Genomic DNA, 26,020 nt, shown 5'->3' on the forward strand with positions numbered 1-26,020 from the left:
CTCACCTGGCGGGCCCGTCAGTTCCGCGAGGGGCCCTGGCCGTACGGGTACTGCTCGGCGTCGTACGGAGGCCGGGGGTGGGCCTGGGGGTGCTGCTGGGAGTGCTGCTGGGGCTGACCCTGGTCGTAGCCCTGGTCGTAGCCCTGCTGGTACCCCGGGTCGTACTGCTGCTGGTCGTAGCCGTAGCCCTGCTCCGAGCCGTAGGGCTGCTGGGGCTGCTGCTGGTACGGCTGCTGGGGCTGGTGCTGCTGGTACGGCTGCGGCTGCGGCTGCTGGGCCTGGTAGGCGTTGTGCTGGCGGCCGTAGCCCTGGTTCTGGTTCTGACCCTGGTTCCCGTAGGGCTGGTCGCCGTACGGCTGACCCTGGCCGCCGTACTGCTGACCGTGGCCCTGGTTCCCGTACGACTGCCCGTGGCCCTGGCCCCGGCCCCGGTCGCCGTACGGCCGGCCGTGGCCCTGGTCGCCCTGGAACCGGTCGTGGTCCTGGCCTTCGTACGAGGGGTCCTGGCCCTCGTGGACCGGCGGCACCCGCAGCGGCCTGGTCGCGTCGTCCATGACCGGAAAGTGCGGGAAGTCGTCGAAGTCCTGGGGGTTCGGGGACTCCTCCGGCTCCTGGGACGGGTTCTTCTTGGCCTGGGAGCGGGCGCGCAGGAACTCGATCATGATCGGGACCACCGAGACGAGCACGATGAGGATCAGGATCAGTTCGATGTGCTTGTTGACGAACTCGATCTTGCCGAGCCAGGCGCCGAGCAGCGTGACGCCCGCGCCCCACAGGACGCCGCCGATGACGTTGAAGGTGAGGAACGGGCGGTACCGCATGCCGCTGACGCCCGCGATGATCGGCGTGAACGTGCGCACGACGGGGACGAAGCGGGCGAGTACCAGGGACTTCGGGCCGTACTTCTCGAAGAACTCGTTGGCCTTGACCACGTTCTCCTGCTTGAACAGGCGGGAGTCCGGGCGGTTGAAGAGCGAGGGTCCGACCTTTTTGCCGAAGAGGTAACCCGCTTGGTCGCCGAGGACCGCGGCGAGACAGATCAGCGGGACCGCCGCCCACAGCGGGAAGTCCATGGCACCCGTGGTGATCAGCAGACCGCAGGTGAAGAGCAGCGAGTCACCCGGCAGGAAGAAGCCGATGAGCAGGCCGGACTCGGCGAAGACCACCAGCAGCAGGCCCCAGATGCCGAAATTGTCCAGGAGCGTGTTCGGATCCAGCCAGCTGGGACCGAGGGCAAGCGTCATCACGGGTCCGGGCTCCTGAGGGGTGAAGGGAGTTGCGGCGGTCCTTGTACGGCCGGCCAAAGCTATCAACGCAATGTGTCAACGCCAGGTTCCACCCGTGACTCCAGGATGCACTGTGCGAGGACTGGGACAAAGCTGTGGACCATGGGCATCGATGAATACGGCGGCGGCCAGGGTCCCCACGAGGACGTCCTGGTCGTCACGACGAACGACGTTCCCGGCCATCGCGTCGAGCAGGTCATCGGGGAGGTCTTCGGCCTCACGGTGCGCTCGCGCCATCTGGGCAGCCAGATCGGCGCGGGCCTGAAGTCGATGATCGGCGGCGAGCTCAAGGGGCTCACGAAGACGCTGGTGCAGACCCGCAACCAGGCGATGGAGCGGCTCGTCGACCAGGCACGCGCGCGTGGCGCCAATGGCGTACTCATGTTCCGCTTCGACGTCTCGGAGGCCGCGGACGTGGGCACGGAGGTCTGCGCCTACGGCACGGCGGTGGTCCTGGTGAAGGAGTAGCCGGCACCGGCGGGGTCCGCCCGCACCGGCGCCGGCCGAGATCACGCGTCCCTGGTCCGGGCCGGTGCCGGCATCGGACATTCCGCGGCCTGGCCGGCGCCGGTCCGGGTCAGGCCTCCCGGGGGTTCCGGCCGGCGTTCGCCGTGATCGCCGACCTCAGGTGCTCGGCCAACCCCGGCCGCATGGAGTCGTAGAACGCTCTGAACCGTTCGTCGGCGACGTACATCTCGCCGAGCCCCCGGTGGATCTCGTACGTGCACGTGTAGAACCACGTGCAGATGTGCTGCCGGTGCTCCTCGGCCATGTCCATGGCCCGCTCGCCGTCCGGTTGCTCCCCGGCCTCCATCAGGGCGCCGTAGCGCTCGCCCCAGGAGGCCACCTCGGCCTGCATGCGCTTCCAGTCGTCCTTGGTGTAGCGGGCCGTCCGGCGCCGCGACTCGGCGTACGTCTCCGTGCCGCCCCAGCGGCGTTCGGCCTCCTGCGCGTGCTCCTCGGGGTCCTTGTCCCCGAAGACCTCGAACTGCTCCTCGGGCGTGAGGTTGATGCCCATCGTGCGTGCCTCCATGGCGTGCTCCACGGCCGCGGCCATCCTCTGAAGCCTCTCGATCCGGGCGGTCAGCAGTTCGTGCTGCCGGCGCAGCCGCGCGCGCGGGTCCGTGTCCGGGTCGTCGAGCAGGGCCGCGACCTCGTCGAGCGGGAAGCCGAGCTCCCGGTAGAACAGGATCTGCTGCAAGCGGTCGAGATCGGCGTCGCCGTAACGCCGGTGACCCGCGTGGCTGCGTTCGCCGGGGGCGAGCAGACCGATCTCGTCGTAGTGGTGCAGCGTGCGCACCGTGACTCCGGCGAATCCGGCGACCTGTCCCACTGAATAGCCCACTTCCGCTCCTTCCTCGGTACGCCCTTCACGATGAGGCCTGACGTGACGTGAGGTGCAAGCCCGAAGTCCCGGACCGGTTCCGGTGGTGACGTTCGGGATGTTATGTCCGATTCACGCGCTTAGGGTGAGCCCGTGACCCACCAAGCGGCTCCCCCGGGACCGGCCCCCGCCCCGGCGACGCCCGCCCGGACGCTGCTGCCGCTGTTCCTCCCGGCCGTGGTCGTCGGCGCGGTCTCCAGCCTTCTCTTCGTGGGCGTGAGCCGGCTCGCCGACCAGCTGAAGGACGTGTGGTGGACGGACCTTCCGAACGCGCTCGGCATCGGCGGATACTCCTCGCTCTGGATGATCGTCATGCTCACCACCACCGGCATCCTGGTCGGTCTTGTGGTGTGGAAGGCGCCGGGGCACGCGGGACCCGATCCGGCCACCGTGGGGCTCCAGGCGGCGCCGATGGCCCCGTACATCCTGCCCGGGCTGCTGGTGGCGGCCATGCTGATGCTGGCGGGTGGTCCGAGCCTCGGTCCCGAGAACCCGATCATCGCCACCAATGTCGCGCTGGCGTTCTGGGCGGGCCGCCGGTTCGCGCCGGCGGCACCCGGTGAGCTGTGGGTGGCCCTGGCCGAGGCGGGGACCATCGGCGCGCTGTTCGGCACCCCGGTCGCGGCGGCGCTGGTGATATCGGAGGCGCTCGCCGGCCGGCAGGTGAGAGGTCTGCTGTGGGACAACCTCTTCGCCCCGCTGACGGCCGCCTCGGTGGGCTCGATCACCACGGCCCTGCTGGGGCACGCGAGCTTCGACCTGGATCTGCCCCCGCTCGGCAGTCCCGGCTGGGCCGACGTGCTGGCCGCGGTGGTCATCGCCTCCGCCGCGGCGGTGCTCGGCATGGCCGGGGTCTACGCCTTTCCTTACGTCCACAAGGCGTTCGGCCTGCTGCGCCATCCCATGGCGGCCCTGCCCGTCGGCGGGCTCGTGCTCGGCCTGCTGGGCTGCCTGGGCGGGCCGCTGACCCTGTTCAAGGGCCTGGACCAGGTCGCCGAGATCGCCCGGGACCCGGACGGCTGGTCGGCGGGCCGGTTCGCCCTGATGGCGGTGGTGAAGCTGGCCGCGCTGGTCGTCGCGGCGTCCTGCGGATTCCGGGGCGGCCGGATCTTCCCCGCCGTCTTCGTGGGCGCCTCGTTCGGTCTGTGCGCCCACGCGCTGGTGTCCTCGGTCCCGCCGTCGCTGGGATTGGCAGCGGGGGTCCTGGGCACGCTTCTCGCGACCACCCGGCAGGGCTGGGTGAGCCTGTTCACGGCCGCCGCCCTGGTGGCCTCGCCGACGATCATCGCCCTGCTGTGCATCGCCTCGCTGCCGGCCTGGCTGCTGGTGACCGGGCGGCCGCAGATGCAACTGCACCCGGACGGGAGCCCGGTCCGGTGAACCGCCGGGGCGCCCTCATCCGATGAACAAGGGGGACGCCCGTCCCGCCGAACCGTTGGGAGTAAGCCCATGCCGCTCCACCAGGGCCAGCAGAAGCCCGATGCCCGCCCGCACTCCGTCAATCCCTTCTACGGCGAGGCCAATCCGGTCAGCGGCATGGTCGAGGCGCCGCCCAAGCACCGCCTCCCGGACGGCCCGCTGCCGCCTACGACCGCGCTCCAGCTCGTCCACGACGAGCTCATGCTGGACGGGAACTCCCGGCTGAACCTGGCCACCTTCGTCACCACCTGGATGGAGCCGCAGGCCGGAATCCTGATGGCGGAGTGCCGGGACAAGAACATGATCGACAAGGACGAGTACCCCCGGACGGCCGAACTGGAGCGGCGCTGTGTCTCGATGCTCGCCGACCTGTGGAACGCTCCGGACCCCTCGGCCGCGGTGGGCTGTTCCACGACGGGTTCGAGCGAGGCGTGCATGCTCGCCGGCATGGCCCTGAAGCGGCGCTGGTCGCAGCGCAACGCCGACCGGTATCCGGGCGCGCGGCCCAATCTCGTCATGGGCGTGAACGTCCAGGTGTGCTGGGAGAAGTTCTGCAACTTCTGGGAGGTCGAGGCCCGCCAGATCCCCATGGAGGGCGACCGGTTCCACCTCGACCCCGAGGCGGCGGCCCAGTTGTGCGACGAGAACACGATCGGGGTCGTAGGCATCCTGGGCTCCACCTTCGACGGCAGTTACGAACCGATCGCGGAGCTGTGCGCGGCGCTGGACCGGCTCCAGGAGCGCACGGGGCTGGACATCCCGGTCCATGTGGACGGCGCGTCCGGCGCGATGGTCGCGCCGTTCATCGACGAGGACCTGGTCTGGGACTTCCGGCTGCCCAGGGTGTCGTCGATCAACACCTCGGGCCACAAGTACGGACTGGTCTACCCAGGCGTCGGATGGGCGCTGTGGAGGAGCGCGGAGGAACTGCCGGAGGAACTGGTCTTCCGGGTGAACTACCTGGGCGGCGACATGCCGACCTTCGCGCTCAACTTCTCCCGCCCCGGGGCACAGGTCGTCGCGCAGTACTACACGTTCCTGCGGCTGGGTCGGGAGGGCTACCGGACCGTCCAGCAGACGACCCGGGACGTGGCGCGCGCCCTCGCCGAACGCATCGACTGCCTGGGCGACTTCCGGCTCATCACCCGAGGGGACGAACTGCCGGTGTTCGCGTTCACGACGGCACCCGAGGTGACGGCGTTCGACGTGTTCGACGTGTCCCGGAGAATGCGCGAGAACGGCTGGCTGCTGCCCGCGTACACCTTCCCCGAGAACCGTCAGGACCTGTCGGTGCTGCGGGTGGTGTGCCGCAACGGCTTCTCGTCCGATCTCGCCGACCTCTTCATCGAGGACCTGACCCGGCTGCTGCCCGAACTGCGCCGCCAGTCGCATCCCTCGACCCATGACAAGGAGGCGGCCACGAGCTTCCACCACTGAAGCCGCGCCCGGCTCGCCCTACGGGACAGTCGGCCCGCCCCCGCGGCCGGGCCGCCCCAGGCCGGGCACCGCCCGCGAGCGGGGCGCTCACCCCCAGGAGGAGCCTCGTTCCAGCGCCACCAGCTCGAAGGCCGTCTTGCCGTCCAGGGACTCGCGGATGATGTCGGCGTGCCCGGCGTGCCGGGCCGTCTCACGGATCAGATGGAGGGCCAGCCAGCGCATCGAGACCCGGCCCTCCGGCGGGAACCACGGGTCCGGCGGAAGCGCGAAGGTGTCGTCCAGGCTCGGCACCGAGCTCAGGAAGGCGTCCGTCTCGGCGGCGACCTTCTCCCAGTAGGCCAGTTGCGAGGCGACCGTCTCCCCCTCCGCGAGGACGAAGCACTCGTGCCAGTTCGACTCGTCCCGCTTGACGGCCGGCGGCTCGCCCTTGGCCCGCGCGATCCAGCCCTGCTCGACCTCGGCGACATGTTTGAGCAGCCCGGACAGGGAGAGTTCGCTGGCGCTCGGCCTGCTCGCGGCCTGCTCCTCGGTCAGCCCCAGCAGCGACCGGCGGATACCGCCGCGCTGCTCCTCGATGAAGGCGAGCAGCGCCCCGCGCTCGTCGCCCCGCTCTTCCGCTCGCACATGCGTGACCATGACCGGCCGCCCTTTCCTCGGGTCTTCCTGGCTGACACGGAAGACGCTACGGACCCTTGCGGTCAGGTTCTGTCCGCAAGGGTCCGGGCGCGCTGAACGATCACGCGAAGGCGTGTCAGAAGGGGAAGCGGCTCCGCCCGTGCTGCACCGAGATCCACTTCGTGGTGGTGAAGGCGTCGACCGTCGTCTCGCCGTTCAGACGGCCGATGCCGGAGTGCTTCTCGCCGCCGAAGGGGACGAGGGGTTCGTCGTGGACGGTGCCGTCGTTGACGTGGAACATGCCGGTGTCGATCTGCTTGGCGAAGTTCACGCCGCGCTCGATGTCAGCCGTGTGGACGGCGCCCGAGAGGCCGTACGGGGTGTCGTTGACGATCCGGACCGCCTCCTCCTCGCCGTCGAACAGGACGAGGAAGACGACCGGGCCGAAGACCTCCTGGCGGAGGAGTTCCGAGTCCGCGGGGACGCCGGTCAGGACGGAGGGCTCGACCAGGTTGTCCGTGGTCGAGCCGTGCAGCAGGGCGGTGGCACCCTCGGCGATCGCCTGCTCGACGACGTTGGACAGGGCGTCCGCCTGCGAGGAGTTGATGACCGGGCCGATGACCGTCCCCGGGTCCCTCGGGTCGCCGGTCTTCAGCGTCCCGACCTTGGCGACGAACTTCTCGGTGAACTCGGCCTCGATCGAACGGTCCACGAGGACGCGGTTGGCGGCCATGCAGACCTGGCCCTGGTGGACGAAACGGCTGAAGACCGCCGCGTCGACCGCGTAGTCGATGTCCGCGTCCTCCAGGACCACCAAGGCGCTGTTGCCGCCCAGTTCGAGCACCGAGCGCTTGAAGTTCGCGGCACAGACGGTGGCGACGTGCCGGCCGACCTTGTCGGAGCCGGTGAAGGAGATGACCTTCGGGACCGGGTGCTCGATGAAGGCGTCGCCGATCTCGGCGATGTCGGTGATGACGACGTTCAGGAGGCCGCCGGGCAGGCCCGCCTCTTCGAAGATCTTCGCGACGAGGGAGCCACCGACGATCGGGGTGTTCTGGTGCGGCTTCAGGACCACGCCGTTGCCGAGCGCGAGGGCGGGGGCGACGGACTTGACCGACAGCAGGAAGGGGAAGTTGAAGGGGCTGATGACCCCGACGACACCGACCGGGACGCGGTAGAGGCGGTTCTCCTTGCCGTCGCCGGGCGACGGGATGATCTTTCCTTCGGGGCGCAGCGACAGCTGGACCGACTCGCGCAGGAACTCCCGGACGAGGTGCAGTTCGAAGGCCGCCTTGAGACGGGTGCCGCCGAGCTCGGCGATGATCACCTCGGTGATCTCTTCCTCGCGCTCGTCGATGACGGCGAGTGCCTTCTCGAAGACCGCGCGGCGGGCGTACGCGTTCGTCGCGCCCCACTTCTTCTGGGCGCGCTCGGCGGCGCGGTAGGCGTCATCGACCTCTTCGACCGTGGCTATCGTGATCGACGCCAGCTTCTCGCCGTCGTACGGGTTGAAATCGATGATGTCCCAGGAGCCCGTTCCCGGGCGCCACTCGCCGTCGATGTACTGCTGGGCCAGGTCGGTGAAGTAGGACGACATGTGCTCCCTCAATCCCTGTGCTGCCGAGACAGTCCTTGGTCCGGGTCAGCAGACATCCGATCACGGTCTGATCACATGTCATCGTACTTGTGTTTCAAGGGAGTTGAGGGAGTCCAGGGAAGTCCGCGGACTCTCCCGGGAGAGTCGGAAGCCTCAGGAGAGCTGGAGCAGACCGCGCAGCAGGTCCCGGCTCTCGGCCGGCCCGGGGCTGTCCTGCTGGAGCTGCTTGAGCGCGCCCTCGTACTGGTTGACGTCCTCGCGCTTGTCCAGGTAGAGCGCGCTGGTGAGCTGCTCCAGGTAGACGACGTCCGACAGATCGGACTCGGGGAAGCTCAGGATGGTGAACGCGCCGCTCTCGCCGGAGTGGCCGCCGAAGCTGAACGGCATGACCTGAAGACGTACGTTGGGCCGCTCGGAGATCTCGATCAGGTGCTGGAGCTGCCCGCGCATCACCTCACGGTCGCCGTAGGGGCGGCGCAGCGCGGCCTCGTCGAGGACGATGTGGAACTCGGGGGCCTTCTCGGAGACGAGGTACTTCTGCCGCTCCAGGCGCAGGGCCACGCGCCGGTCGACGTCGGCGGCGGAGGCGCCCTTCATCCCGCGCCGGACGACGGCGTGGGCGTACGCCTCCGTCTGGAGGAGACCGTGCACGAACTGCACCTCGTACACCCGGATCAGGTGGGCCGCGCCCTCCAGGCCGACGTAGGTGGGGAACCAGCTCGGCAGGACGTCGGAGTAACTGTGCCACCAGCCGGCGACGTTGGCCTCCTTGGCGAGGGAGACCAGGGAGGTGCGCTCGGCCTCGTCGTTGATGCCGTAGAGCGTCAGCAGGTCCTCGACATCGCGGGTCTTGAAGCTCACCCTTCCCAACTCCATACGGCTGATCTTCGATTCGGAGGCACGGATCGAGTAACCGGCCGCTTCACGGGTGATGCCGCGGGTCTCACGCAGGCGCCGCAGATGCGACCCCAGCAGCATGCGGCGCACCACCGAGCCGCTCGACTCACCAGCGCTCACGTTCGTCAGCCTCCCCAACCGTCTTCCAGACGCCGAAGTCTGCCACTAAAACACTTCAAGCAGTACTCGTTCAGTTACGGAAACGGAAAGCAGCCAAAGCCCGCGCACAGAAAAGGATCAATGACGGGCCGGGAACTGAGAATAAGGTGAAGGAAGAAATGACCAAGAAGTAGCAGAGGAAGGTCCAATTCGGGCGCGTGCACGTGCATCTGCCCTTGCATCTGCTGTACGCATTCGGAACCATGGTCCCCGCGCCACCGCTGCATCGCAACGACCGCGAACACCCGGGAGTGCCTCGCATGGGGACGAATGGATCGACCATGCTCGAACCCTTACGGCAGGGACTTCCGCCTCTCGATCCCGCGGCCGTGTCCAGCGCCGCCTCGTGCGCCCTGCCCGCCCGCTACGAAGCGGTGCGCGAGGCACGGCAGTTCACCCGCGGAACGCTGGACCAGTGGGAGATCGGCGACCGTTTCGACGACGTCTGCCTCGTGGTCTCCGAACTCGTCACCAACGCCCTGCGGCACGCGCTGCCCTCGGACACCCCGCGCAAGGACGACCAAGGGCCGCCCGTACGGCTGCACTTGATGCGGTGGACCTCACGACTGGTGTGCGCGGTGCGCGACCCCAGCCACGAGAGTCCGGTCGCGGGCGACTCGGACGACTTCGCGGCGGAGTCGGGGCGCGGCCTCTTCCTGGTCGACTCGTTCTCGGACAGCTGGGGCTGGCACCCGCTCGCCGGAACGCTCAGCGGCAAGGTCGTCTGGGCGCTGTTCCGGCTGGGGTCACAGCCGGACACGGACGCGCTCTCCTCCGAATAACGAACCGCGGCGCCTTTTGGCGCCGCGGTTCTACGCGCGTTACGGAACGCAGAGTGAAGCTCACCCTCGAATGACGCCGACCGCTCCCTGTCCGGCCCTTCCCCGGCCGGCTCGCCCGGGACGGTGCGCGATCACGGCCGTCAGCCCGCGATCAGGTGGTCGAACTCGCCGTCCTTGATACCCAGGAGCATGGCTTCGATCTCGGCGCGCGTGTAGACGAGCGCGGGTCCCTCGGGGAACCGCGAGTTCCGCACGGCCACGTCACCGCCGGGCAGCCGCGCGAACTCCACGCAGGAACCCTGTGAGTTGCTGTGCCGGCTCTTCTGCCAGGCGACGCCGTCGAGCTCGGTCGCAGCCATGCCGTTGTACACACATTCAGCCATACCGTCGTACACGTCATCCACGTCGAACACGTCGTGGTCCACAGGTCGCTCCCCGGTCGTGCAGTGGCTGAGGTGGCCATAGATGCAGTAGTCAACTGACTCGGATCATAGCTCTGTTCATGTGCAGATGCATGGGCAGATGCACGTGCACGCGGGGTGGTCCTGCGGTTACAGCTTTTACCGGCCTTTGACTACCGGCTGTCGTTCACCCGACTACGGCCCGCACCGCACCGAAGCTCGGTACGGCCCGTATCCGGTCAAGCGCATTCCCCGGAAACCGCTTCACATGCGGCCCCGGCCCCCGTCCACGATCTTCCGCGCCCTCGATCTGTGCGGGACCTCCGGATCGGATCCCGCGTGTATCAAGTAGAGACGCATGCCGCGCCCTTACTGTTCCAGCGTTCACGTAGTGGTCCGGACCGCGGATCGCCGCGCGTGCCCGCCGGCCCGCCGGACGCCCGGCTTCCGCGGGGGCTCGCGGGCGGGAACGAGCACGTCAGCGGTCCCGGGGAGGTTCACGGCACGGCACCCGTGAGCAACCGCATGCCGGATTCCCCGACGGAGTCCCCCGGCCCTCCTGATAGCTTGCTGCGATCGTTCGGGCGACCCGCATCCATCCCACCCTTGGGGGCTTCAGTGACCACGGCGACCTTCCCGTCCCGCCACGCGCGCATAGCGGCCGCGACCGCCGGACTGGCGGCGGCGCTCGTGCTGACCGGTTGCAGCAGCGGGAGCGACGACTCCGGGACCCCCTCCGCGAGCCCCAGCGCGTCCGCGACGGACGGCGCCGGTACGGGCGGCGACTCCGGCAGCCCCTCGGCCTCGGGCGGCAAGCTCCAGGGCAGCTGGCTCACCACCGCCGAAGGCAAGGCCGTGGTCCTCATGATCAACGGCAAGCAGGCGGGCCTGTTCGCGACCGGCGGCACCGTGTGCAGCGGCACCTCGGCCGACGAGGCGAGCATGCAGATGATCCGTCTCGCCTGCACGGACGGCAGCAAGAAGCGGGCCGTCGGCATGGTCGACTCCGTGAACGGCACGACTCTGACGGTCACTTGGCAGGGCGGCCTCGGCAAGGAGACGTACACGAAGAGCGTGGGCGGAAAGCTGCCCACCGGTCTGCCCACAGCGAGCCTCGGCTCGTGACCGGGCGCGGGACCGACCGCCGGACCGACCGCCGCGTCCCCCCGCTCGCCGGATCGCCTGAGCACCTGAGCACCTGAGCACCTGAGCACCTGAGCACCTGAGCACCTGATCGTTCGAGCTCGGTCCCCGCAGAATCTCGTCGGTCCATTCCGACACGGCGAGAACGTCCGCGGGCAATTCAGGGCGATACCGGTCCCGTGCGGGTGAACGGCCAGGGGTGGGCAACCTCGGTGGTCCCGAGTGCGTGATGATCCATGCACATCGTCACGACTCCCAGGGGAACCCATGCGCGCTCTGCCCATCGCCGTCACCGTCCTCGCGGCGGCCCTCGCTCTGACCTCCTGCGACGGCGGCGGCTCCGGCACCTCGGGAAAATCCGGTGACTCCGCCGGCCCGGCCAAGAAGACCGCCGCCGCGGCCTGCGTGATCGGTGACACCGGAATCCAGGTCGGTCCGGCGAACGCCGCCACGGCCGCCGGCGACACGGGCAACATCCCGGTCACCCTCACCAACAAGGGCGACCGGTGCATCCTGAAGGGCTTCCCCGGGCTCTCCGTGGCGGCGGGCGGCACCTCCGCCGCCATCGCGGCGGACAAGTCCGCGGCACCGGAGGAGCTGACCCTGGCCAAGGGCGACACCGCGTCCTTCACCATCACCTATGTCCGGGGCGCGGCGGGCGACGCGAAGACCCTCGCCGTGAAGACCCTGAAGATCGCGCTGCCCGGCGCCGACACCACGCAGAGCTTCCCGTGGTCGTACGGCCCGCTCGCCGGCAAGGGATCGGCGAGCGAGCCGAACGCCTCCGTGACGCCGTTCCAGCACGCGGGCGACTGACGAGCCGCCGCCGCGCCTCTACGGACAGGGGCGCGCGGCCGGATCTACGGAAGCGGGTGCCTGGCCCTGCGCACGGCGGCTCCAGTGAAGCGGGTGCCCGGCCCGGACCTGCGCACGATCGACGCCGGGGAAGCGGGGACCGGGCCCTGCGCTCGGCCGGCTCTGCGCATGCCGGTGCCGAGCCCTGCGCACAGCGGGTCTACGGAAGCGGGCGTCGGCCCCGGACCTGCGCACGGTCCGCCGCCGCGGCGCCCTCGTGCCACCCGGCCTCGTCGGTGATCCCGCGCACCCTCGTCGTCACCGTCTCCGGGAACATCCGGTCCAGGTGGTCCGCGACCGCCGCGTCACGGGCCGCCAGGACCGGCAGCAGCTCCCCCTCCGTGGCGGTCACCTGCTCCTCGGCGACCGACGCGAGCCGGTCACCGATCCGGTGCGCGTACGCGGCCAGGAACGACTGCCGGAAGGTCTTCGTACGCTTGCGCCCGCCCGCCCACTGCGCCGCCTCCGCCTTCGCCATCGCCGTCGTGGCCTGGACGAGGAGCGAGGTGTAGAGGAGCTCGACCGCTTCCAGATCGGGTTCGAAGCCGACGACGGTCGAGAAGCAGAGAGCCTCGTTCCACACGGCCCGGCAGCGGTTCGCCCCCGCGACCGCGTCCAGGAGCACCGCCTTGGCCGTCTCGTACGGCGGCTCGACGCCGACCCGGCAGGCGCCGGGCGCGTCCTTCGCGTGGGTCCGGGCCGCGAGCAGCGCCTCGTCGAAGCTGTGCCGCGCCATCAGCTCCTGCGCCTTGGCGCTGAGCGCCTCCGCCTCCTCAGGGAACCCGGTCGCCTCGGCCTTCGCGAGCAGGGCGCGGATCCGGGCGAGCATGCGCGTCTCCTGCGGGGCGGCGGCCGTGACCGGCGCCCTGGGCGGCTCCAGCGGTTCGATGGAGGGCAGCCGCAGGAGCAGCCGGTAGAGCTCCAGGGTCGCGGTGGCGCGGGAGAAGCGGTCCGTCCGGAGGTCGTGCGGCTCGGCCTCCAGCTCGTCCAGCTGGGCCGTCCAGCGCGCGCCCCGGGGCACGCGCTCCCCCTCCACCTCCTTGAGGATCAAGGAAATCAGCAGGCGTACGTGTACGTCGTCCAGGTCGCGCCGCACGATCCGTACGACATCGGCGGGCTGCCAGCCCCGTCGCCAGGCCGCAGCGACGAACTCCTCGCCGCGCCGGGCGAGTTCGGGGTCGGAGGCCGGGTCCGCGGCGAGCACGGAGGCTCCGGTGTCGAGGGCCGTGTCGGAGTCGGCGTAGAGGGCGGCCGCGAAGGCGCGCTCCACGGTGCTGGACGTACTCATCCCCCGATCGTGTCACGGGCGGGGCGGGGCCGGCGTACGGCCCGACGTCACGGCCGTCGGCTCGTCCACACCCTGTGGACAACTTTTCGCCGCCGGAACGGGGATCCGGAGCAGGCATCCCGAGAGCCTTGTCGCACCACTCTCCGAGGGTGCCGCACCGGCACCCTCGATACGACATCAAGTGTCAACTCCGGGTTGACACTCCCGGACTGTCAACCTACCGTTGACACATGACGACGAACTCACCCGGCAAGGCATCCGTCCGTCTCGACGACCTCATCGAGGCCATCAAGAAGGTGCACACCGACGCGCTCGACCAGCTCCAGGACGCGGTCATCGCGGCGGATCACCTGGGCGACGTGGCCGACCATCTGATCGGGCACTTCGTGGACCAGGCACGCCGTTCGGGAGCCTCCTGGACGGACATCGGCAGGAGCATGGGCGTGACTCGGCAGGCCGCGCAGAAGCGGTTCGTGCCGAAGGCGGAGGCGGACCTCGACCCCAGCCAGGGGTTCGGCCGCTACACACCCCGCGCCCGGAACGTGGTCATGGTCGCGCACAACACGGCGAAGGGCGCGGGCCACGCGGAGGGACTCCCCGAGCACCTCGTCCTCGGCCTCCTGTCCGAGGACGAGGGGCTCGCCGCGAAGGCGATCACCGCACAGGGCGTGACCCTGGACGCGGTCCGCGAGGCGGCCCTCGCCGCGCTCCCGCCCGCCGCCGCCGAGGTCCCCGAGCTGGTCCCGTACGGACCGGCCGCCAAGAAGGTCCTGGAGCTCACCTTCCGCGAGGCCCTCCGGCTCGGTCACAACTACGTCGGCACCGAGCACATCCTGCTCGCCCTGCTGGAGTTCGAGAACGGCGAAGGCGTTCTCAGCGGCCTCGGCATCGAGAAGACGGCGACGGAGGCCTACCTCGTGCGCGTGCTGGAGGTCATCGCAGGGGCGGGACAGCGGGAGGACCAGTAGGTCCAGTAGGTCCGGCAGGACTCGCAGGTCCCGGGAGCCCGGACCTGGGAAATGGGGCCCGGGACTTGAGACACAGGGCATGGGACCCGGGACTTGGGAGCCCTGGACTTGGGGTTCGGACCACCGCCCGCCCTTCTCCCCCTGCCCCTCCCACCCATCCCACCCTCCCCTGACCCGCCCTTCCCGCCCTGCTCACGGCCATTGTCAGACCCTCCTGCGAGACTCGGAACCATGACCGAGCGCTGGGCTCTCGCGCCGGCCGAGGACGGAGGCGTCGAGATCGCCGCCCTCGGCCCGGACGGGCTGCCCGCAGGGGAGGTCCGCCGGGAGGCGGACCTCGCGGGTGCCGTACGGACCCGGCCGGACGTGAGCCGGTGGGTATGGCGGTCGACGGCCGATGTCTATCCGCGCCTGCTCGCCACGGGGGTGCGAGTGGAGCGGTGTTACGACATGGAGGCCGCCGAGACCCTGCTGCTCGGACACGAGGGGCGGCTCGGCGAGCCCCGGTCGGCGGCCGCCGCGCTCGCGAGACTGCGCGGCGGCCCCGTACCGCCCGACCCGCCCCAGCGCTCCGCCGCACCCGGCTCGCAGTCCTCCCTCTTCGAACCCGGCCCCGTGCACCTGCCGCTGGCGGATCTCCTCGCGGTCTACGCCGACCAGCAGCGCCGCCATGACGCCACGGAGCACCCGGAACGGATGCGGCTGCTGACGGCCGCCGAGTCCGCGGGGATGCTGGTCGCCGCCGAGATGAACCGGGCGGGGCTGCCGTGGAGCGCGGACGTCCACCGGGACCTGCTGCGCGAACTGCTCGGCGACCGGTACACCGGAGGCGGTGAGCCCCGGCGCCTGGCCGAGCTCACCGAGGAGGTGTCCGCCGCCTTCGGAAGGCGGGTCAGACCCGACCTGCCCGCCGATGTCCTCAAGGCGTTCGCACAGGCCGGGATCAAGATCAAATCCACCCGGCGGTGGGAGATCGAGTCGATCGACCATCCCGCCGTGAAACCGCTGCTCGCATACAAGAAGCTCTACCGCATCTGGGTCGCCCACGGCTGGTCCTGGCTCCAGGACTGGGTGCGCGACGGACGGTTCCGGCCCGAGTACCTGCCGGGCGGGACCGTCACCGGACGCTGGGTGACGAACGGCGGCGGCGCGCTCCAGATCCCCAAGGTGATCCGGCGTGCCGTGGTCGCCGATCCCGGCTGGCGGCTGGTCGTCGCCGACGCCGACCAGATGGAGCCGCGCGTCCTCGCGGCCATCTCCCGCGATCCCGGCCTCATGGAGGTCGCGGGCCGGGAGAGCGACCTCTACCAATCGGTGTCGGACCGGGCGTTCTCCGGCGACCGGGCCCAGGCCAAACTCGCCGTCCTCGGCGCCGTCTACGGCCAGACCTCCGGCGACGGGCTGAAGAATCTCGCCCTGCTCCGCCGCCGTTTCCCCAAGGCGGTGGCCTACGTCGACGACGCGGCCCGGGCCGGCGAGGAAGGGCGCCTCGTGCGGACCTGGCTCGGGCGGACCTGCCCTCCGGCGGCCGGTGCGGGCGATGGCGGCGGGGAGGAGGCGGGCATCCCGCAGGACGAGCCCGTCGAGACGGGCGGCGACCAGGGCTGGGTGCCGGGGTACGCGTCCTCCGACTCCCGCGCCCGCGGCCGGTTCGCGCGCAACTTCGTCGTGCAGGGCAGTGCCGCCGACTGGGCCCTCCTCATGCTGGCGGCACTGCGCCGCACCTGCTCCGGACTCGCCGCCGAACTCGTCTTCTTCCAGCACGACGAGGTGATGGTGCACTGCCCCGCCGAGGAGGCGGAGACCGTGGTGGCGGCCATCCGCGAGGCGGCCGAACTCGCCGGCCGTCTCACCTTCGGAGAGACACCGGTGCGCTTTCCGTTCACGACGGCGGTCGTCGAGTGCTACGCGGACGCGAAATGACGCGACGCCCGCGTCACCGGACCGTCTGCCGTGCCAGCAGCTTCCGCAGTTCGCCGGTCACCGGGCTGTCCGTGTCCTCCAGGGCCTCCAGGGCGGACGCCCACTCCTGACGGGCCGCCTCCATGTCGCCGCGTTCCCGCAGCAACAGGCCGGCCTGATGGCGGGCGAGGCCCCCGGTGTAGCCGTCGGCGCGGCGGTCGGCACGGCATCGCAGCAGCTCGCACTCCCGCGTGGCCCGCTCCGACTGACCGACACCGCGCAGGGCCCGCACCAGACCGAGCCTGGTCTGTGACTCGCCGTGCCAGTCGCCGTGGCCGCCGAGGATGCGCAGGCTCTCCTCGAAATGCGGTACGGCGGCGGCCGGTTCACCGAGCGTCAGGTGGGCGTAGCCGATGTTGCAGTGCGCGGAGAGCCGGATGATCACATCCTGCACGGCGTCGCCGATGGCGAGACTGCGCTTGTGGTGATCGATGGCGGCCCTCGGGTCGGTGTGCTCGTACAGGTTGCCGAGATGGCTGTAGGTGATGGCCTCCATGTGCGGGTCACCCAACTCCCGGGAGAACTGGAGACTTTGGAGGAGTGCCTCGCCGGACTCGGCATGCCGGCCGAGGGATTCGAGGAGCATGCCCCGGTTGTTCAGGGCCCGCCGCTGGCAGGAGCGCACCCCGAGGCGGCGCCAGATCGCGAGCGCGTCGTCGTTCAGGGTCAGGGCCTCGCCCACCCGGCCCGTCATGAAGTGCAGTCCTCCGAGGTCGCCGAGCGCGTACGCCTCGGCCGCCTCGTCGCCGAGCAGTCGCGCCGCGTCGAGCGCGGCCCGTTGAAGAATCTCCAACTCGGCGACGCGGCCGCTTCGTTGGACGTACGGGTTGAGCAGGCGGGCCAGCAGGGGGAAGTACGGGGAGGTGTGCGCGTGGCGCTCCGCCAGCGCGACCACGTTCGCCAGCTCCGTGTCGCCCCAGGCGAAGGCCTCCCGCGCGGAGCAGAACGGGGGCGTGGCCGCCACGTCCGCGGCGTGCCCCGCCGGCTGCGAGGCGGTGGGCCGGCTGCGGTCCTCCCGGTCGAGGCCGGGTTCGAGGAGCGCCTCGAGGGAGCGGGCGGCGACACCGGCGTACCAGCGCAGGGCACGCTCGGCGACCGCCGCGTCATGACCCGGCGGTACGGGACCGATCCGAGCGCCGGGGGATGGATGGGTGGTCGGGTGTGTGGGGGCGGGGGTTGGAGAGGCCTGGGCGGCTGGGAACGCCTGCCCGCTCGGGGACCCCTGCACGCTCGGGGCCGCCTGCCCGGTTGGGGCCGCCTGCGCGGCTGGGGAGGCCTGGGCATCACCGTCGGCGCGGGCGGCGGCAACTCCCTCGATTCCGGGAACGCCGTCGGTGGGCGTGGCGCCCGCACCAGTCGCACCGGCCGCAGCGACCGCTGTCGCGAGGACGCACTCCGCGGCACCCGCGATCTCCCGGGCGAAGTCCCGCACGAGATCGTGCGGCGCGTAGCGCCCGTACGCCGTCTCCTCCAGGAGGGCGACATCGACGAGGCGGTCGAGCGCGGCCTCGGCGCGACGCTCGTCGGTGCCGTTGAGGCGGGCGACGAGGGCGGCTCCGTACGCGGGCAGGTCGAGCGCGCCGATACGGCACAGGGCGAGCGCAGCGTCCCGGTCGGCCTCCCGCTCGGAGGCGCGCAGCGCGTCGTGCGCGACGGCGAGCGAACGGCGCACGCTCAGGTCGTCGTACTCCAGATGATGCAACCGGCTCTCGGTGGCGGCCAGTTGACGGGCGAGCACGTCGGGGGTCAGGGCGCGGCGGGCGGCGAGACGGGCCGCGACGACCCGGAGCGCCAGCGGCAGTCGGCCGGTGAGCTCGACGAGGGGGTGGCCTCTGTCGAGCCCGTCCCGGCGGCCGGAGACCGCGCGGAGCAGGGCCGCGCTGTCCTCGTCCGTCAGCGGCGCGAGCGGGAAGCGGTCGGCACCGTCCAGGGCCGCGAGCGGCGAGCGGCTCGTCACGATCACCGCGCAGCCGGGGCCGGCCGGCAGCAGCGGTCGTACCTGGGCGGCGTGCGCCGCGTCGTCCAGCACCATGAGGGTGCGGGTGGGGGCGAGCATCGACCGGAGCAACGCCGCCGCCGCGTCGGGGTGTTCGGGGATGCGCCGGGGTTCGGCCCCGAGGTCGCGCAGGAGCGCGGCGAGCGCCTGACCGGCGGTGAGCGGGGTCATGCCGGGGGTGGCGCCGTGCAGATTGACGTACAGCTGACCGTCGGTGAATCGTTCCCGCAGTCCGTGTGCGACATGGAGTGCGAGCGCGCTCTTGCCGACGCCCGCCATCCCGCTGATCACCACGACCCGGGGCATGCCGGTGGCGGGGGCGCCGTCGAAGGCCCGGCCGTACGGGGCGCTCCGCGGGACATCGGCGGGTGCGACACCGGTGGGCGCCGCACCTGTGGGCACAGCACCCGTGGGTGTCCCGGGCGTCGTCGCGTCGTGGGGTTCGGTGGTGGACGCACGGGCGAATGCACCGGCGGACGCCTCTGCGGCTGCTCGGTCGCCGGGGGCGACGTTCGGTCGCGCCGGGTTCTCCGGGTGCGTGGGGTGCGAGGCGGGTTCCGGGTTCAGGATGCGGAGCAGCCGGTCGCGGACGTCCTCGCGTCCGGTGAAGTGTGCCGGGGGCGGCGGGAGTTGGGCGGGCCTGGGCGGTGAGACGGTGTCCCGCCCGGTGCGGTGGGTACCGACCGCGGACTCCGCCGCCTCGCCGTCGCGGCCCGGGCCGCTGTCTCCGTCCCGACCGGCATACCCGTCTCGGCCCTGGTCTCCGCCCCGATCGGCGTGCGCGCCCCGACCGCCGTTCGTATCCCGGCCGCCGCTGCTACCGCGACTGTCGTTGCCGTCATGGACAGCGCCGCCGTCCCGACGGCCGTTCCCGTCGCGGCCACTGCCATCGCCCTGGCCGGCGCTGCCACCCCGCCCCCCGTTCACGGCACTGCCGACACCGTCGTTCTCACGCCCTCCGCCGTCGCGGTCGGCCCTCCCGGCGCCATCGTCGTATCCGCCCCGGTCGGCGCTCCCGTCCGGGACGGCCCCCTCGTACCGGCGGGCACTCCCGTCGTCAGCCCCGGTCCTGTCGTCCTCGCCGCTCCCCGTCCTGGCCCGGCTGCGGCGGTCGCCGCCCTTCCTGCGGTCCGGTCCCTCGCCCGGGATCCAGCCCATGTACGGATCTCCGACACCGGCGGCACCCTCACCAGGAGCCACCTCGTCCGCACGGAACGCACCCGAGGCCCGGTCGTCGTCCCGCAGGATCTCCAGGTGGGCCCTGCGCACGGCCGGGCCCGGCTCGACGCCGAGTTCGTCGAGCAGACGGGCCCGCAGGTCGCGGTGGACGGCGAGCGCCTCGGCCTGGCGTCCGGCGCGGTGCAGGGCGAGCATCAGGAGCCGGTGGAACGACTCGCGGAGCGGATGCTCGGCCGTGCGGGCGGCCAGTTCCGGCGTCAGCCGGTCGAGCCGGGAAGCCGTCGGGTCGAGGCCCAGCTCCGCCTCGTACCCCCACTCCAGGACGAGCAGCCGGGCCTCCTCCAGCCGCTGGACGAAGGCGTGTCCGCCGGTCTCCGGCGGCAGGCCGCCGAGCGGCGCGCCCCGCCACAGGGCGAGCGCCGCGGTGGACTCGCGCAGCGCCCGCTGCCAGTCGCGCTCGGCGTGCGCGTCGCGCGCGAGGCCGGAGTGCCGCTCGAAGACGCGGACGTCCAGCTCGCCCTCGCCGACCCGCAGGACGTATCCCGGTGGTACCGCGCGCAGTCGTTCCGGATCGTCGAGGAGCCGGCGCAGCCGGGTCACATGGTTCTGGAGGGAGGCGTGGGCGGATGCGGGCGGCGCTCCGCCCCACAGCGCGTCCTTGAGCACCTCGACGGAGACGACCCGGCCCGGTTCCAGGAGCAGCGCGGCCAGCAGGGCGCGCGTCTTGCGGCTGCCGATCGAGCCGACCTCGCCATGGGAGTCGTACAGGACCGGCGGCCCCAGCAGCCCGAACCGCAGCCCGTTCCGCATCTCGCCGCCCCACGCTTTCCGCCCGGCCGCGCCGGCCGCGCACCACGGCGGTTTCGCGCCCCTCAGGACGAGTTCACGCCGGTCAAGTGATCGTTCCCGAGGGAACCGTTGGCCTCATGTTAGCGATCCGTTGGCGTGGCCTGATGTGATCATTCCATCGGATCTGGCCCGACGGTGCGCGCGTACTACGCGTAACTCGGGGGAGTGTCGCCGCCGCGGCCGGATCCGGGGACGTGAGAGGCCCCGGTCGTCGAGGTGATCGACCGGGGCCTCCGTCCGTCCGGAAATCGCCGTACAAGATCTCCGTACAAAATCCCCGCGCGAGATTCACGGACCGAGCCCGCGGGCGGGGCTCCCGTGGCGAGATCCCACCGCTGACGCCTGAGGTAACCGGCGAGCGGAACCGGCCGCCGGAACCGCCCAGGAAACGGTGCTCAGAACCGGCGGTCCGGGGTCGGACGACCAGCCGGCCCGATCCAGACGACCGGCGGACCGCGTTCAAACGCCCAGCCGACCGGATCCAGCCGACCAGCGAGCCGGATCCAGCCGCCCGGCACGCCGGGTTCAGATGACCGGCGGGCGGCCGAGTCGGGTCAGTCGCCAGACCGTCCGCCACCGCATCGGGCGCCGCTCTCCGCCGGACCTCCGCAGCCCCTCCGCGAATCCGCCGAACCAGGCGCGCAGCCCGCCGACCGACCGCGTTCGCAGCAGCGTGAGCACCATCCAGATCCCCAGGTGCACGGGGATCAGCGCCAGGGGCAGCCGGCGGCGGGTGAGCCAGACCCGGTTGCGGGCGGTCACGCGGTAGTAGATGGCGTGCCGGGCGGGCGAGGTCTTCGGGTGCTGGAGGAGCAGTTCGGGCTCGTACAGCACGGTCCAGCCGGCGTCGATCGCCCGCCAGGCCAGGTCGGTCTCCTCGTGCGCGAAGAAGAACTCGGCGGGCCAGTCCCCCGTCTCGGCGAGCATCGGCATGGACAGCGCGTGCCCGCCCCCGAGGAAGCCGGTGACCGGTCCGCCGCGCATCGGGTCCTTGGCCCCGACCCTCGGCACATGGCGGCGCTGGGTCTCCCCGTTCTCGTCGGCGATGCGGAAGCCCACGATGCCGAGCCGCGGCCGGGAGGCGTACAGATCACGCACCTTGCGCAGCACGTCGGCGTCCACGAGAAGCCCGTCGTCGTCGAGTTCGACGACCACGTCCACGTCCCCGAACTCACGCAGCCGGCTCAGACCGACGTTCCGGCCACCGGGGCAGCCGAGGTTGTCGTCCACCTCGATGGTCGTCACCTCGCCCGGCAGACCGAGGCGGTCGGCGAACTCGGGCAGCGGACAGCCGTTGCCGATGATCACGATCCGGGCCGGCGCCACGTCCTGCTTGGCCACGGAGGTGAGCAGCGCGTCGACCTCGGCGGGCCGGTTGCCCATGGTCACCACGGCAACGGCGATCCGTGGCCCCTCCTCCGCCTGTGACACGACACCCACCCCATCCCGGCCGACAACTGTGCCGCGATGCTAGTCGTTCACCGGGACGACCCCTCACGTACTCCCTCGGGTACGCGGATACGCCGGCCGTGCGTACGTCCTGATCTACGGTCATACGTCCGCGATATCTACGGTCATACGTCCGCGATCAGGAGCACGTCAGGAGCTCCGGTTCTCCTTGCGCCGGACGAATTTCAGCCCCGACCAGTCCTCCCCCAGGGCGGCCACCTTCACGTCGACGACCCCGAGGGGCAGGAAGAGATCCCGCAGATCGTTCTCGGTGATGTCGCTGCGGTGCCCGGCCGCGCGACGGGGCCAGGCGATCCACAGCATGGCCGCGTCGGACAGGTCCGCGGCCAGCCCGGCCGCCCGCGCTGCCAGCTCCGCGCGCTCCCGGAAGAAGGCGACGGTGACGTCGGCCCCCTCCGGGCCGCTCTCCCCGATCTCGCAGTCCTCGGGCAGCCCGGGAATCTCCCAGTCCCGCGGCCCGTGGACCAGCCGCACCCGGTGCCCCGCCTTGATGCCGATCTTCCGGGCCAACGGGGTACCGGAGTACCCGCCGCCCGCCGTGCTGGAACCCGTCATCCCCGCAGGATGACACCACCCGGCCCGGCCGGCCCGCGTACACCGGACGGCCGCCCGGAGCGCGGCTCGACTACCGGTTGTCGGGATGCGGGTTCATGCTGGTGGGAGCGGCCCGGCTCCCCGGGCGTCCCTGGTGACCCGCGGGATGCCCAGGCTTCCGGGCCGGGGACAGCGTGCGCCCGGTCCACCCGGCGGGCGCCACCAGGTTCCGGAGGGCGCCATGAGCTCACGATCCGTCCCGCCACCCGCGCCCCTGCCCCCGTTGGGCCCCGGCGCCACGGACAAGGGCCTCAAGGGCGGCGCCCTGGGTCTGTTCTCCAGCACGGTGATCGGACTGGCCTCGACGGCCCCCGCCTACAGCCTCGCGGCGACCCTCGGCGTCATCGTCGGGATCGTGGGCTTCCAGTCACCGATCGTGGTCATCCTCGCGTTCGTCCCGATGTTCCTCATCGCCTACGGCTACAAGGAACTGAACCGGGCCGACCCCGACTGCGGCACCACGTTCACCTGGGCGGCCCGGGCTTTCGGCCCCCGTACCGGCTGGCTGGGCGGCTGGGGCATCGTGGCCGCCGACATCATCGTGATGGCCAACCTGGCCCAGATCGCCGGCGCGTACGGCTTCCAGCTCATCGGCGCGGACGGGCTGGCGCAGAACACCTTCTGGGTCACCTTCGTCGGCGTCGTGTGGATCGCCCTGATGACCCTGATCTGCTACATCGGCATCGAGCTCTCGGCCAACCTCCAGAAGGCACTGCTCACCATCGAGATCGTGGTGCTGTTCCTGCTGGCGATCACCGCGCTGTTCAAGGTGTACAACGGGTCGGCGCCGGGTTCCTCCTCGGAGATCTCGTGGTCGTGGTTCAACCCCTTCGAGATCAACTCGTTCGACGACCTGACCAAGAGCATCCTCGCCGGTGTGTTCATCTACTGGGGCTGGGACACCGCGGTGTCCGTGAACGAGGAGACCGTCGACCGCGACCGCACACCCGGCCGCGCCGCCGTCATCTCGACCGTCATCCTGCTGCTCGTCTACGTCCTGGTCACCACGTCCGCCCAGGCCTTCGCGGGCGTCGGCGACAAGGGCATCGGCCTGGGCAACCCGGACAACTCCGGAGACGTCCTCTCCAGCCTCGGCGCCGAGGTCTTCGGCACCGGGGGCTGGGGCACGTTCGCCACCAAGCTCCTGATCGTCATGGTCCTGACCTCGGCCGCGGCCTCCACCCAGACCACGATCCTCCCGACGGCCCGCACTACTCTGTCCATGGCGGCGTTCAAGGCCATCCCGCAGCGCTTCGCCCGTATCCACCCGCGGTTCCTGACCCCGACCTGGTCCACCGTGGGCATGGGGCTGGCCTCAGCCGTCTTCTACGTCATCCTGACCCGGGCCAGCGAGAACGTCCTGGCCGACTCCATCGGATCCGTCGGCCTGATGATCGCCTTCTACTACGGGCTCACGGGCTTCGCCTGCGTCTGGTACTACCGCAAGGTCCTCACGCGCAGCCCACGTGACCTGTGGACGCGCGGGATCATGCCGGGCCTGGGCGGTCTGATGCTGTTCTACTTCTTCGTCAACGCCTGCATCGTGTACGCCGCCGCCGACTACGGCAGCACGTCGTGGACCCTGCCGTTCCCGCCGCACTGGCAGCTCGGCGGCGTCTTCGTCACCGGCATCGGCGCCCTCATCGTCGGAGCCGTCCTGATGCTCGTGTACAACGCGTTCCGCCCGGCCTTCTTCCACAAGGAGACGATCCCGGTCTCCGCCCACGACCCGAGCGGCCACTGACCGGCCCGTGCGTGAACGAACCGGAGCCATTCGGCCACTCGCCCGCCACCGCATCCGGAAAAAGCAAAAGCCCCAGGTCACGGCGAGTGAGTCCTGAGGCTTCCACAGAGCCGCCTTCGGGATTCGAACCCGAGACCTACGCATTACGAGTGCGTTGCTCTGGCCATCTGAGCTAAGGCGGCGCGCTGTCCACACCTATGGTGCGATCAGCAACGTCGGTAAGTCTACACAGTTTCCCGAGGTGCTCCGCACACCGCTCGGAGCAGGGGTGCCGCGGTTGCCCGGCAGGGCTATGAGCAGCGCTTTCCCTTCTCCGGAGGGGTGCCCTGGAGCAGGTAGCGGTTGATCGCGGAGTCGATGCAACTGCTGCCGCGCCCGTAGGCGGTGTGGCCGTCGCCGACATAGGTCAGGAGGGTGCCGGAGGAGAGCTGGGAGGCCAGGGACTGCGCCCAGGGGTACGGGGTCGCCGGGTCCCGGGTCGTGCCCACGACGAGGATCGGTGCCGCACCCTTGGCCTCGATGCGATGGGACTCGCCGGTGTTCCTGACGGGCCAGTACGCACAGTTGAGCGAGGCCCAGGCCAGGCCCTCGCCGAAGACGGGGGACGCCTTCTCGAAGGCCGGGAGCGACCGCTCCACCTGGTCCGGGCCGGAGAAGGCCGGGGGCAGGTCGAGACAGTTCACGGCGGCGTTGGCGGACATCAGGTTCGCGTACCGGCCGTCGGCGTCCCGCTCGTAGTAGCTGTCGGAGAGGGCGAGCAGACCCGCGCCGTCGTTCTTCTTCATCGCGGAGGTGAGCGCGTCCCGCAGCTGGGGCCACGCCGTCTCGTCGTACATCGCCGCGATGACACCGGTGGTCGCGAGCGCCTCTCCGAGCTTGCGGCCGTCCGGGTCCCCCGTCGGGATCGGCTCCTTGTCCAGCTGCTGGAAGAACGCCTTCAGATTCCGGCCCACCTCGTCCGGGCTCGTGCCCGCGTCGCCCAGCGGGCAGTCGCTGTGCCGCACACAGTCCTTCGCGAAGGACTGGAACGCCGTCTCGAACCCCGCCGTCTGCTCCTCGTTGAGCTTGCGCGCGTTCAGGGACGGGTCGAGCGCGCCGTCCAGCACCAGCCGGCCCACCCGGTCCGGGTAGAGGCCCGCGTACGTCGCCCCCAGGAACGTCCCGTACGACGCCCCCACGTACGTCAGCTTCTGGTCGCCCAGCACCGCCCGCAGAATGTCCATGTCACGGGCCGCCTCGACCGTGGAGACGTGCCGGAGCAGCTCGGGGGAGTGCGCGCCGCAGCCCTCGGCGAACTTCTTGTACGCCTTGACGAGCTGATCCGTCTCCCGGCCGTTGTCCGGCGTGGTGTCCGTCTGCGTGAACGCGTCCATCGCGCGACCGTTGAGGCACTCGACCGGCTCGCTGCGGGCCACACCGCGCGGGTCGACCGCGACCATGTCGTAGCGGGCACGGACGTCCACCGGATAGCCGATTCCGGCGTACGACTGGAGGTAGCCGACCGCCGAACCGCCCGGCCCTCCCGGATTGACGAGCAGCGAACCGAGCCGCTTGCCCGGTCCCGTGGCCTTCTTGCGGGAGACCGCCAGCCTGACATCGCCCGAGCCAGGCTTGTCGTAGTCGCGCGGCGCCTTCATCGTGGCGCACTCGAAGCCGGGCACACCGCAGCTGCGCCAGTTCAGCTTCTGCTCGTAGTACGGCGCCAGCGCCGACGGGGTGGCACGCGGCAGCGGGGTGAGCACCGCCTGGGTCGTCGCGGTCGTGGTCGTGGAACTCCCCGAGGAGGAGCACGCGGAGACGAGCAGCGCCGCGGCGGCCAGCAGCACGCCGCTCGCACGGAGGGGTCGGATCGGCCGTGTGGTGCGCCTCATGTGCATTTCGCGAGCCTAACCTTGTGCGATGGTTCGATCACCTTCAGTCGCGGAAGCGGCTCGTACGAGTGACGCCGTCAACCGGGCACTCGCCACCGCCGCCCGTCGGCAGCCGTCGCCGGGC

General features: G+C 71.0%; 20 protein-coding genes and 1 tRNA gene. 9 read left to right on the forward strand and 12 right to left on the reverse strand.

Annotated elements, in window-relative coordinates; all coding sequences use genetic code 11:
* Nucleotides 1-17: 17 nt before the first annotated feature.
* Nucleotides 18-1,247 carry a DedA family protein gene (locus ACZ4AA_RS26710; RefSeq protein WP_467607994.1) on the reverse strand — a complete coding sequence of 410 codons (1,230 nt, stop codon included), beginning with the start codon at nt 1,245-1,247 and terminating at the stop codon, nt 18-20.
* A 141-nt stretch (nt 1,248-1,388) separates the two neighbouring features.
* Here ACZ4AA_RS26710 and ACZ4AA_RS26715 point away from each other — a divergent pair, with 141 nt between their 5' ends.
* The gene (locus tag ACZ4AA_RS26715; protein WP_339130681.1) at nt 1,389-1,754 is read left to right on the forward strand and encodes a YbjQ family protein; all 366 of its coding nucleotides are present in this window, start codon (nt 1,389-1,391) and stop codon (nt 1,752-1,754) included.
* Nucleotides 1,755-1,863: 109 nt separating this feature from the next.
* Here ACZ4AA_RS26715 and ACZ4AA_RS26720 read toward each other — a convergent pair whose 3' ends face one another.
* Nucleotides 1,864-2,631, reverse strand: coding sequence for a MerR family transcriptional regulator (locus ACZ4AA_RS26720; RefSeq protein WP_467607998.1), 768 nt, complete (start codon nt 2,629-2,631; stop codon nt 1,864-1,866).
* Between the two features lie 132 nt (nt 2,632-2,763).
* Between ACZ4AA_RS26720 and ACZ4AA_RS26725 the strand changes: the two genes are divergently transcribed.
* A complete protein-coding gene (locus ACZ4AA_RS26725) occupies nt 2,764-4,050 on the forward strand; it encodes an ion channel protein (RefSeq protein ID WP_467608001.1) in 1,287 nt (428 codons plus the stop codon).
* 69 nt (nt 4,051-4,119) lie between these two features.
* Nucleotides 4,120-5,526 (forward strand): glutamate decarboxylase, encoded by a 1,407-nt coding sequence (locus tag ACZ4AA_RS26730; protein ID WP_467608007.1) that lies wholly within the window; start codon nt 4,120-4,122, stop codon nt 5,524-5,526.
* An 87-nt stretch (nt 5,527-5,613) separates the two neighbouring features.
* On the opposite strand, the gene ACZ4AA_RS26735 is transcribed toward ACZ4AA_RS26730, so the two are convergent.
* From ACZ4AA_RS26735 to ACZ4AA_RS26745, 3 genes are all read right to left on the reverse strand, one after another.
* Nucleotides 5,614-6,162 carry a DinB family protein gene (locus tag ACZ4AA_RS26735; protein ID WP_467608010.1) on the reverse strand — a complete coding sequence of 183 codons (549 nt, stop codon included), beginning with the start codon at nt 6,160-6,162 and terminating at the stop codon, nt 5,614-5,616.
* Nucleotides 6,163-6,277: 115 nt separating this feature from the next.
* Nucleotides 6,278-7,738 (reverse strand): aldehyde dehydrogenase family protein, encoded by a 1,461-nt coding sequence (locus ACZ4AA_RS26740; RefSeq protein WP_467608013.1) that lies wholly within the window; start codon nt 7,736-7,738, stop codon nt 6,278-6,280.
* Between the two features lie 153 nt (nt 7,739-7,891).
* Entirely contained in the window at nt 7,892-8,716 is an 825-nt protein-coding gene (locus ACZ4AA_RS26745; RefSeq protein WP_467608315.1) for a helix-turn-helix domain-containing protein, read from the reverse strand.
* Between the two features lie 338 nt (nt 8,717-9,054).
* Here ACZ4AA_RS26745 and ACZ4AA_RS26750 point away from each other — a divergent pair, with 338 nt between their 5' ends.
* The gene (locus tag ACZ4AA_RS26750; RefSeq protein ID WP_467608016.1) at nt 9,055-9,576 is read left to right on the forward strand and encodes an ATP-binding protein; all 522 of its coding nucleotides are present in this window, start codon (nt 9,055-9,057) and stop codon (nt 9,574-9,576) included.
* A 140-nt stretch (nt 9,577-9,716) separates the two neighbouring features.
* Here the strand turns inward: ACZ4AA_RS26750 and ACZ4AA_RS26755 are convergent, their stop codons facing one another.
* On the reverse strand, nt 9,717-10,001 hold the full coding sequence (locus ACZ4AA_RS26755) for a DUF397 domain-containing protein (protein ID WP_467608019.1): 285 nt from the start codon (nt 9,999-10,001) through the stop codon (nt 9,717-9,719).
* Between the two features lie 594 nt (nt 10,002-10,595).
* Between ACZ4AA_RS26755 and ACZ4AA_RS26760 the strand changes: the two genes are divergently transcribed.
* Together ACZ4AA_RS26760 and ACZ4AA_RS26765 are read left to right on the forward strand one after the other, a co-directional pair.
* Nucleotides 10,596-11,102, forward strand: coding sequence for a hypothetical protein (locus tag ACZ4AA_RS26760; RefSeq protein WP_467608023.1), 507 nt, complete (start codon nt 10,596-10,598; stop codon nt 11,100-11,102).
* A 285-nt stretch (nt 11,103-11,387) separates the two neighbouring features.
* The gene (locus ACZ4AA_RS26765) at nt 11,388-11,936 is read left to right on the forward strand and encodes a DUF4232 domain-containing protein (RefSeq protein WP_467608026.1); all 549 of its coding nucleotides are present in this window, start codon (nt 11,388-11,390) and stop codon (nt 11,934-11,936) included.
* Nucleotides 11,937-12,135: 199 nt separating this feature from the next.
* Here ACZ4AA_RS26765 and ACZ4AA_RS26770 read toward each other — a convergent pair whose 3' ends face one another.
* A complete protein-coding gene (locus tag ACZ4AA_RS26770; RefSeq protein WP_467608032.1) occupies nt 12,136-13,263 on the reverse strand; it encodes a DUF2786 domain-containing protein in 1,128 nt (375 codons plus the stop codon).
* A 230-nt stretch (nt 13,264-13,493) separates the two neighbouring features.
* Between ACZ4AA_RS26770 and ACZ4AA_RS26775 the strand changes: the two genes are divergently transcribed.
* Together ACZ4AA_RS26775 and ACZ4AA_RS26780 are read left to right on the forward strand one after the other, a co-directional pair.
* Nucleotides 13,494-14,231: a Clp protease N-terminal domain-containing protein gene (locus tag ACZ4AA_RS26775; protein WP_467608038.1), complete on the forward strand. Its 738-nt coding sequence runs from the start codon at nt 13,494-13,496 to the stop codon at nt 14,229-14,231.
* Between the two features lie 231 nt (nt 14,232-14,462).
* Nucleotides 14,463-16,154, forward strand: a complete 1,692-nt coding sequence (locus ACZ4AA_RS26780; RefSeq protein WP_467608041.1) for a bifunctional 3'-5' exonuclease/DNA polymerase — start codon at nt 14,463-14,465, stop codon at nt 16,152-16,154.
* A gap of 13 nt (nt 16,155-16,167) precedes the next feature.
* On the opposite strand, the gene ACZ4AA_RS26785 is transcribed toward ACZ4AA_RS26780, so the two are convergent.
* The 3 genes from ACZ4AA_RS26785 to ACZ4AA_RS26795 all read right to left on the reverse strand — a co-directional run bounded on the left by ACZ4AA_RS26785 (nt 16,168) and on the right by ACZ4AA_RS26795 (nt 22,242).
* Nucleotides 16,168-20,178 (reverse strand): AfsR/SARP family transcriptional regulator, encoded by a 4,011-nt coding sequence (locus ACZ4AA_RS26785; protein WP_467608045.1) that lies wholly within the window; start codon nt 20,176-20,178, stop codon nt 16,168-16,170.
* A gap of 564 nt (nt 20,179-20,742) precedes the next feature.
* The gene (locus ACZ4AA_RS26790) at nt 20,743-21,600 is read right to left on the reverse strand and encodes a glycosyltransferase family 2 protein (protein WP_467608320.1); all 858 of its coding nucleotides are present in this window, start codon (nt 21,598-21,600) and stop codon (nt 20,743-20,745) included.
* A 216-nt stretch (nt 21,601-21,816) separates the two neighbouring features.
* A complete protein-coding gene (locus tag ACZ4AA_RS26795) occupies nt 21,817-22,242 on the reverse strand; it encodes a DUF3052 domain-containing protein (protein ID WP_467608049.1) in 426 nt (141 codons plus the stop codon).
* Nucleotides 22,243-22,462: 220 nt separating this feature from the next.
* On the opposite strand from ACZ4AA_RS26795, the gene ACZ4AA_RS26800 reads away from it, so the two are divergent.
* A complete protein-coding gene (locus tag ACZ4AA_RS26800; RefSeq protein ID WP_467608053.1) occupies nt 22,463-24,025 on the forward strand; it encodes an APC family permease in 1,563 nt (520 codons plus the stop codon).
* 108 nt (nt 24,026-24,133) lie between these two features.
* On the opposite strand, the gene ACZ4AA_RS26805 is transcribed toward ACZ4AA_RS26800, so the two are convergent.
* Together ACZ4AA_RS26805 and ACZ4AA_RS26810 are read right to left on the reverse strand one after the other, a co-directional pair.
* Nucleotides 24,134-24,207, reverse strand: a tRNA-Thr gene (locus ACZ4AA_RS26805).
* 108 nt (nt 24,208-24,315) lie between these two features.
* The gene (locus ACZ4AA_RS26810; RefSeq protein WP_467608056.1) at nt 24,316-25,902 is read right to left on the reverse strand and encodes an alpha/beta hydrolase; all 1,587 of its coding nucleotides are present in this window, start codon (nt 25,900-25,902) and stop codon (nt 24,316-24,318) included.
* Nucleotides 25,903-26,020: the final 118 nt, after the last annotated feature.

The sequence above is a fragment of the Streptomyces sp. NPDC024698 genome (assembly GCF_055559015.1).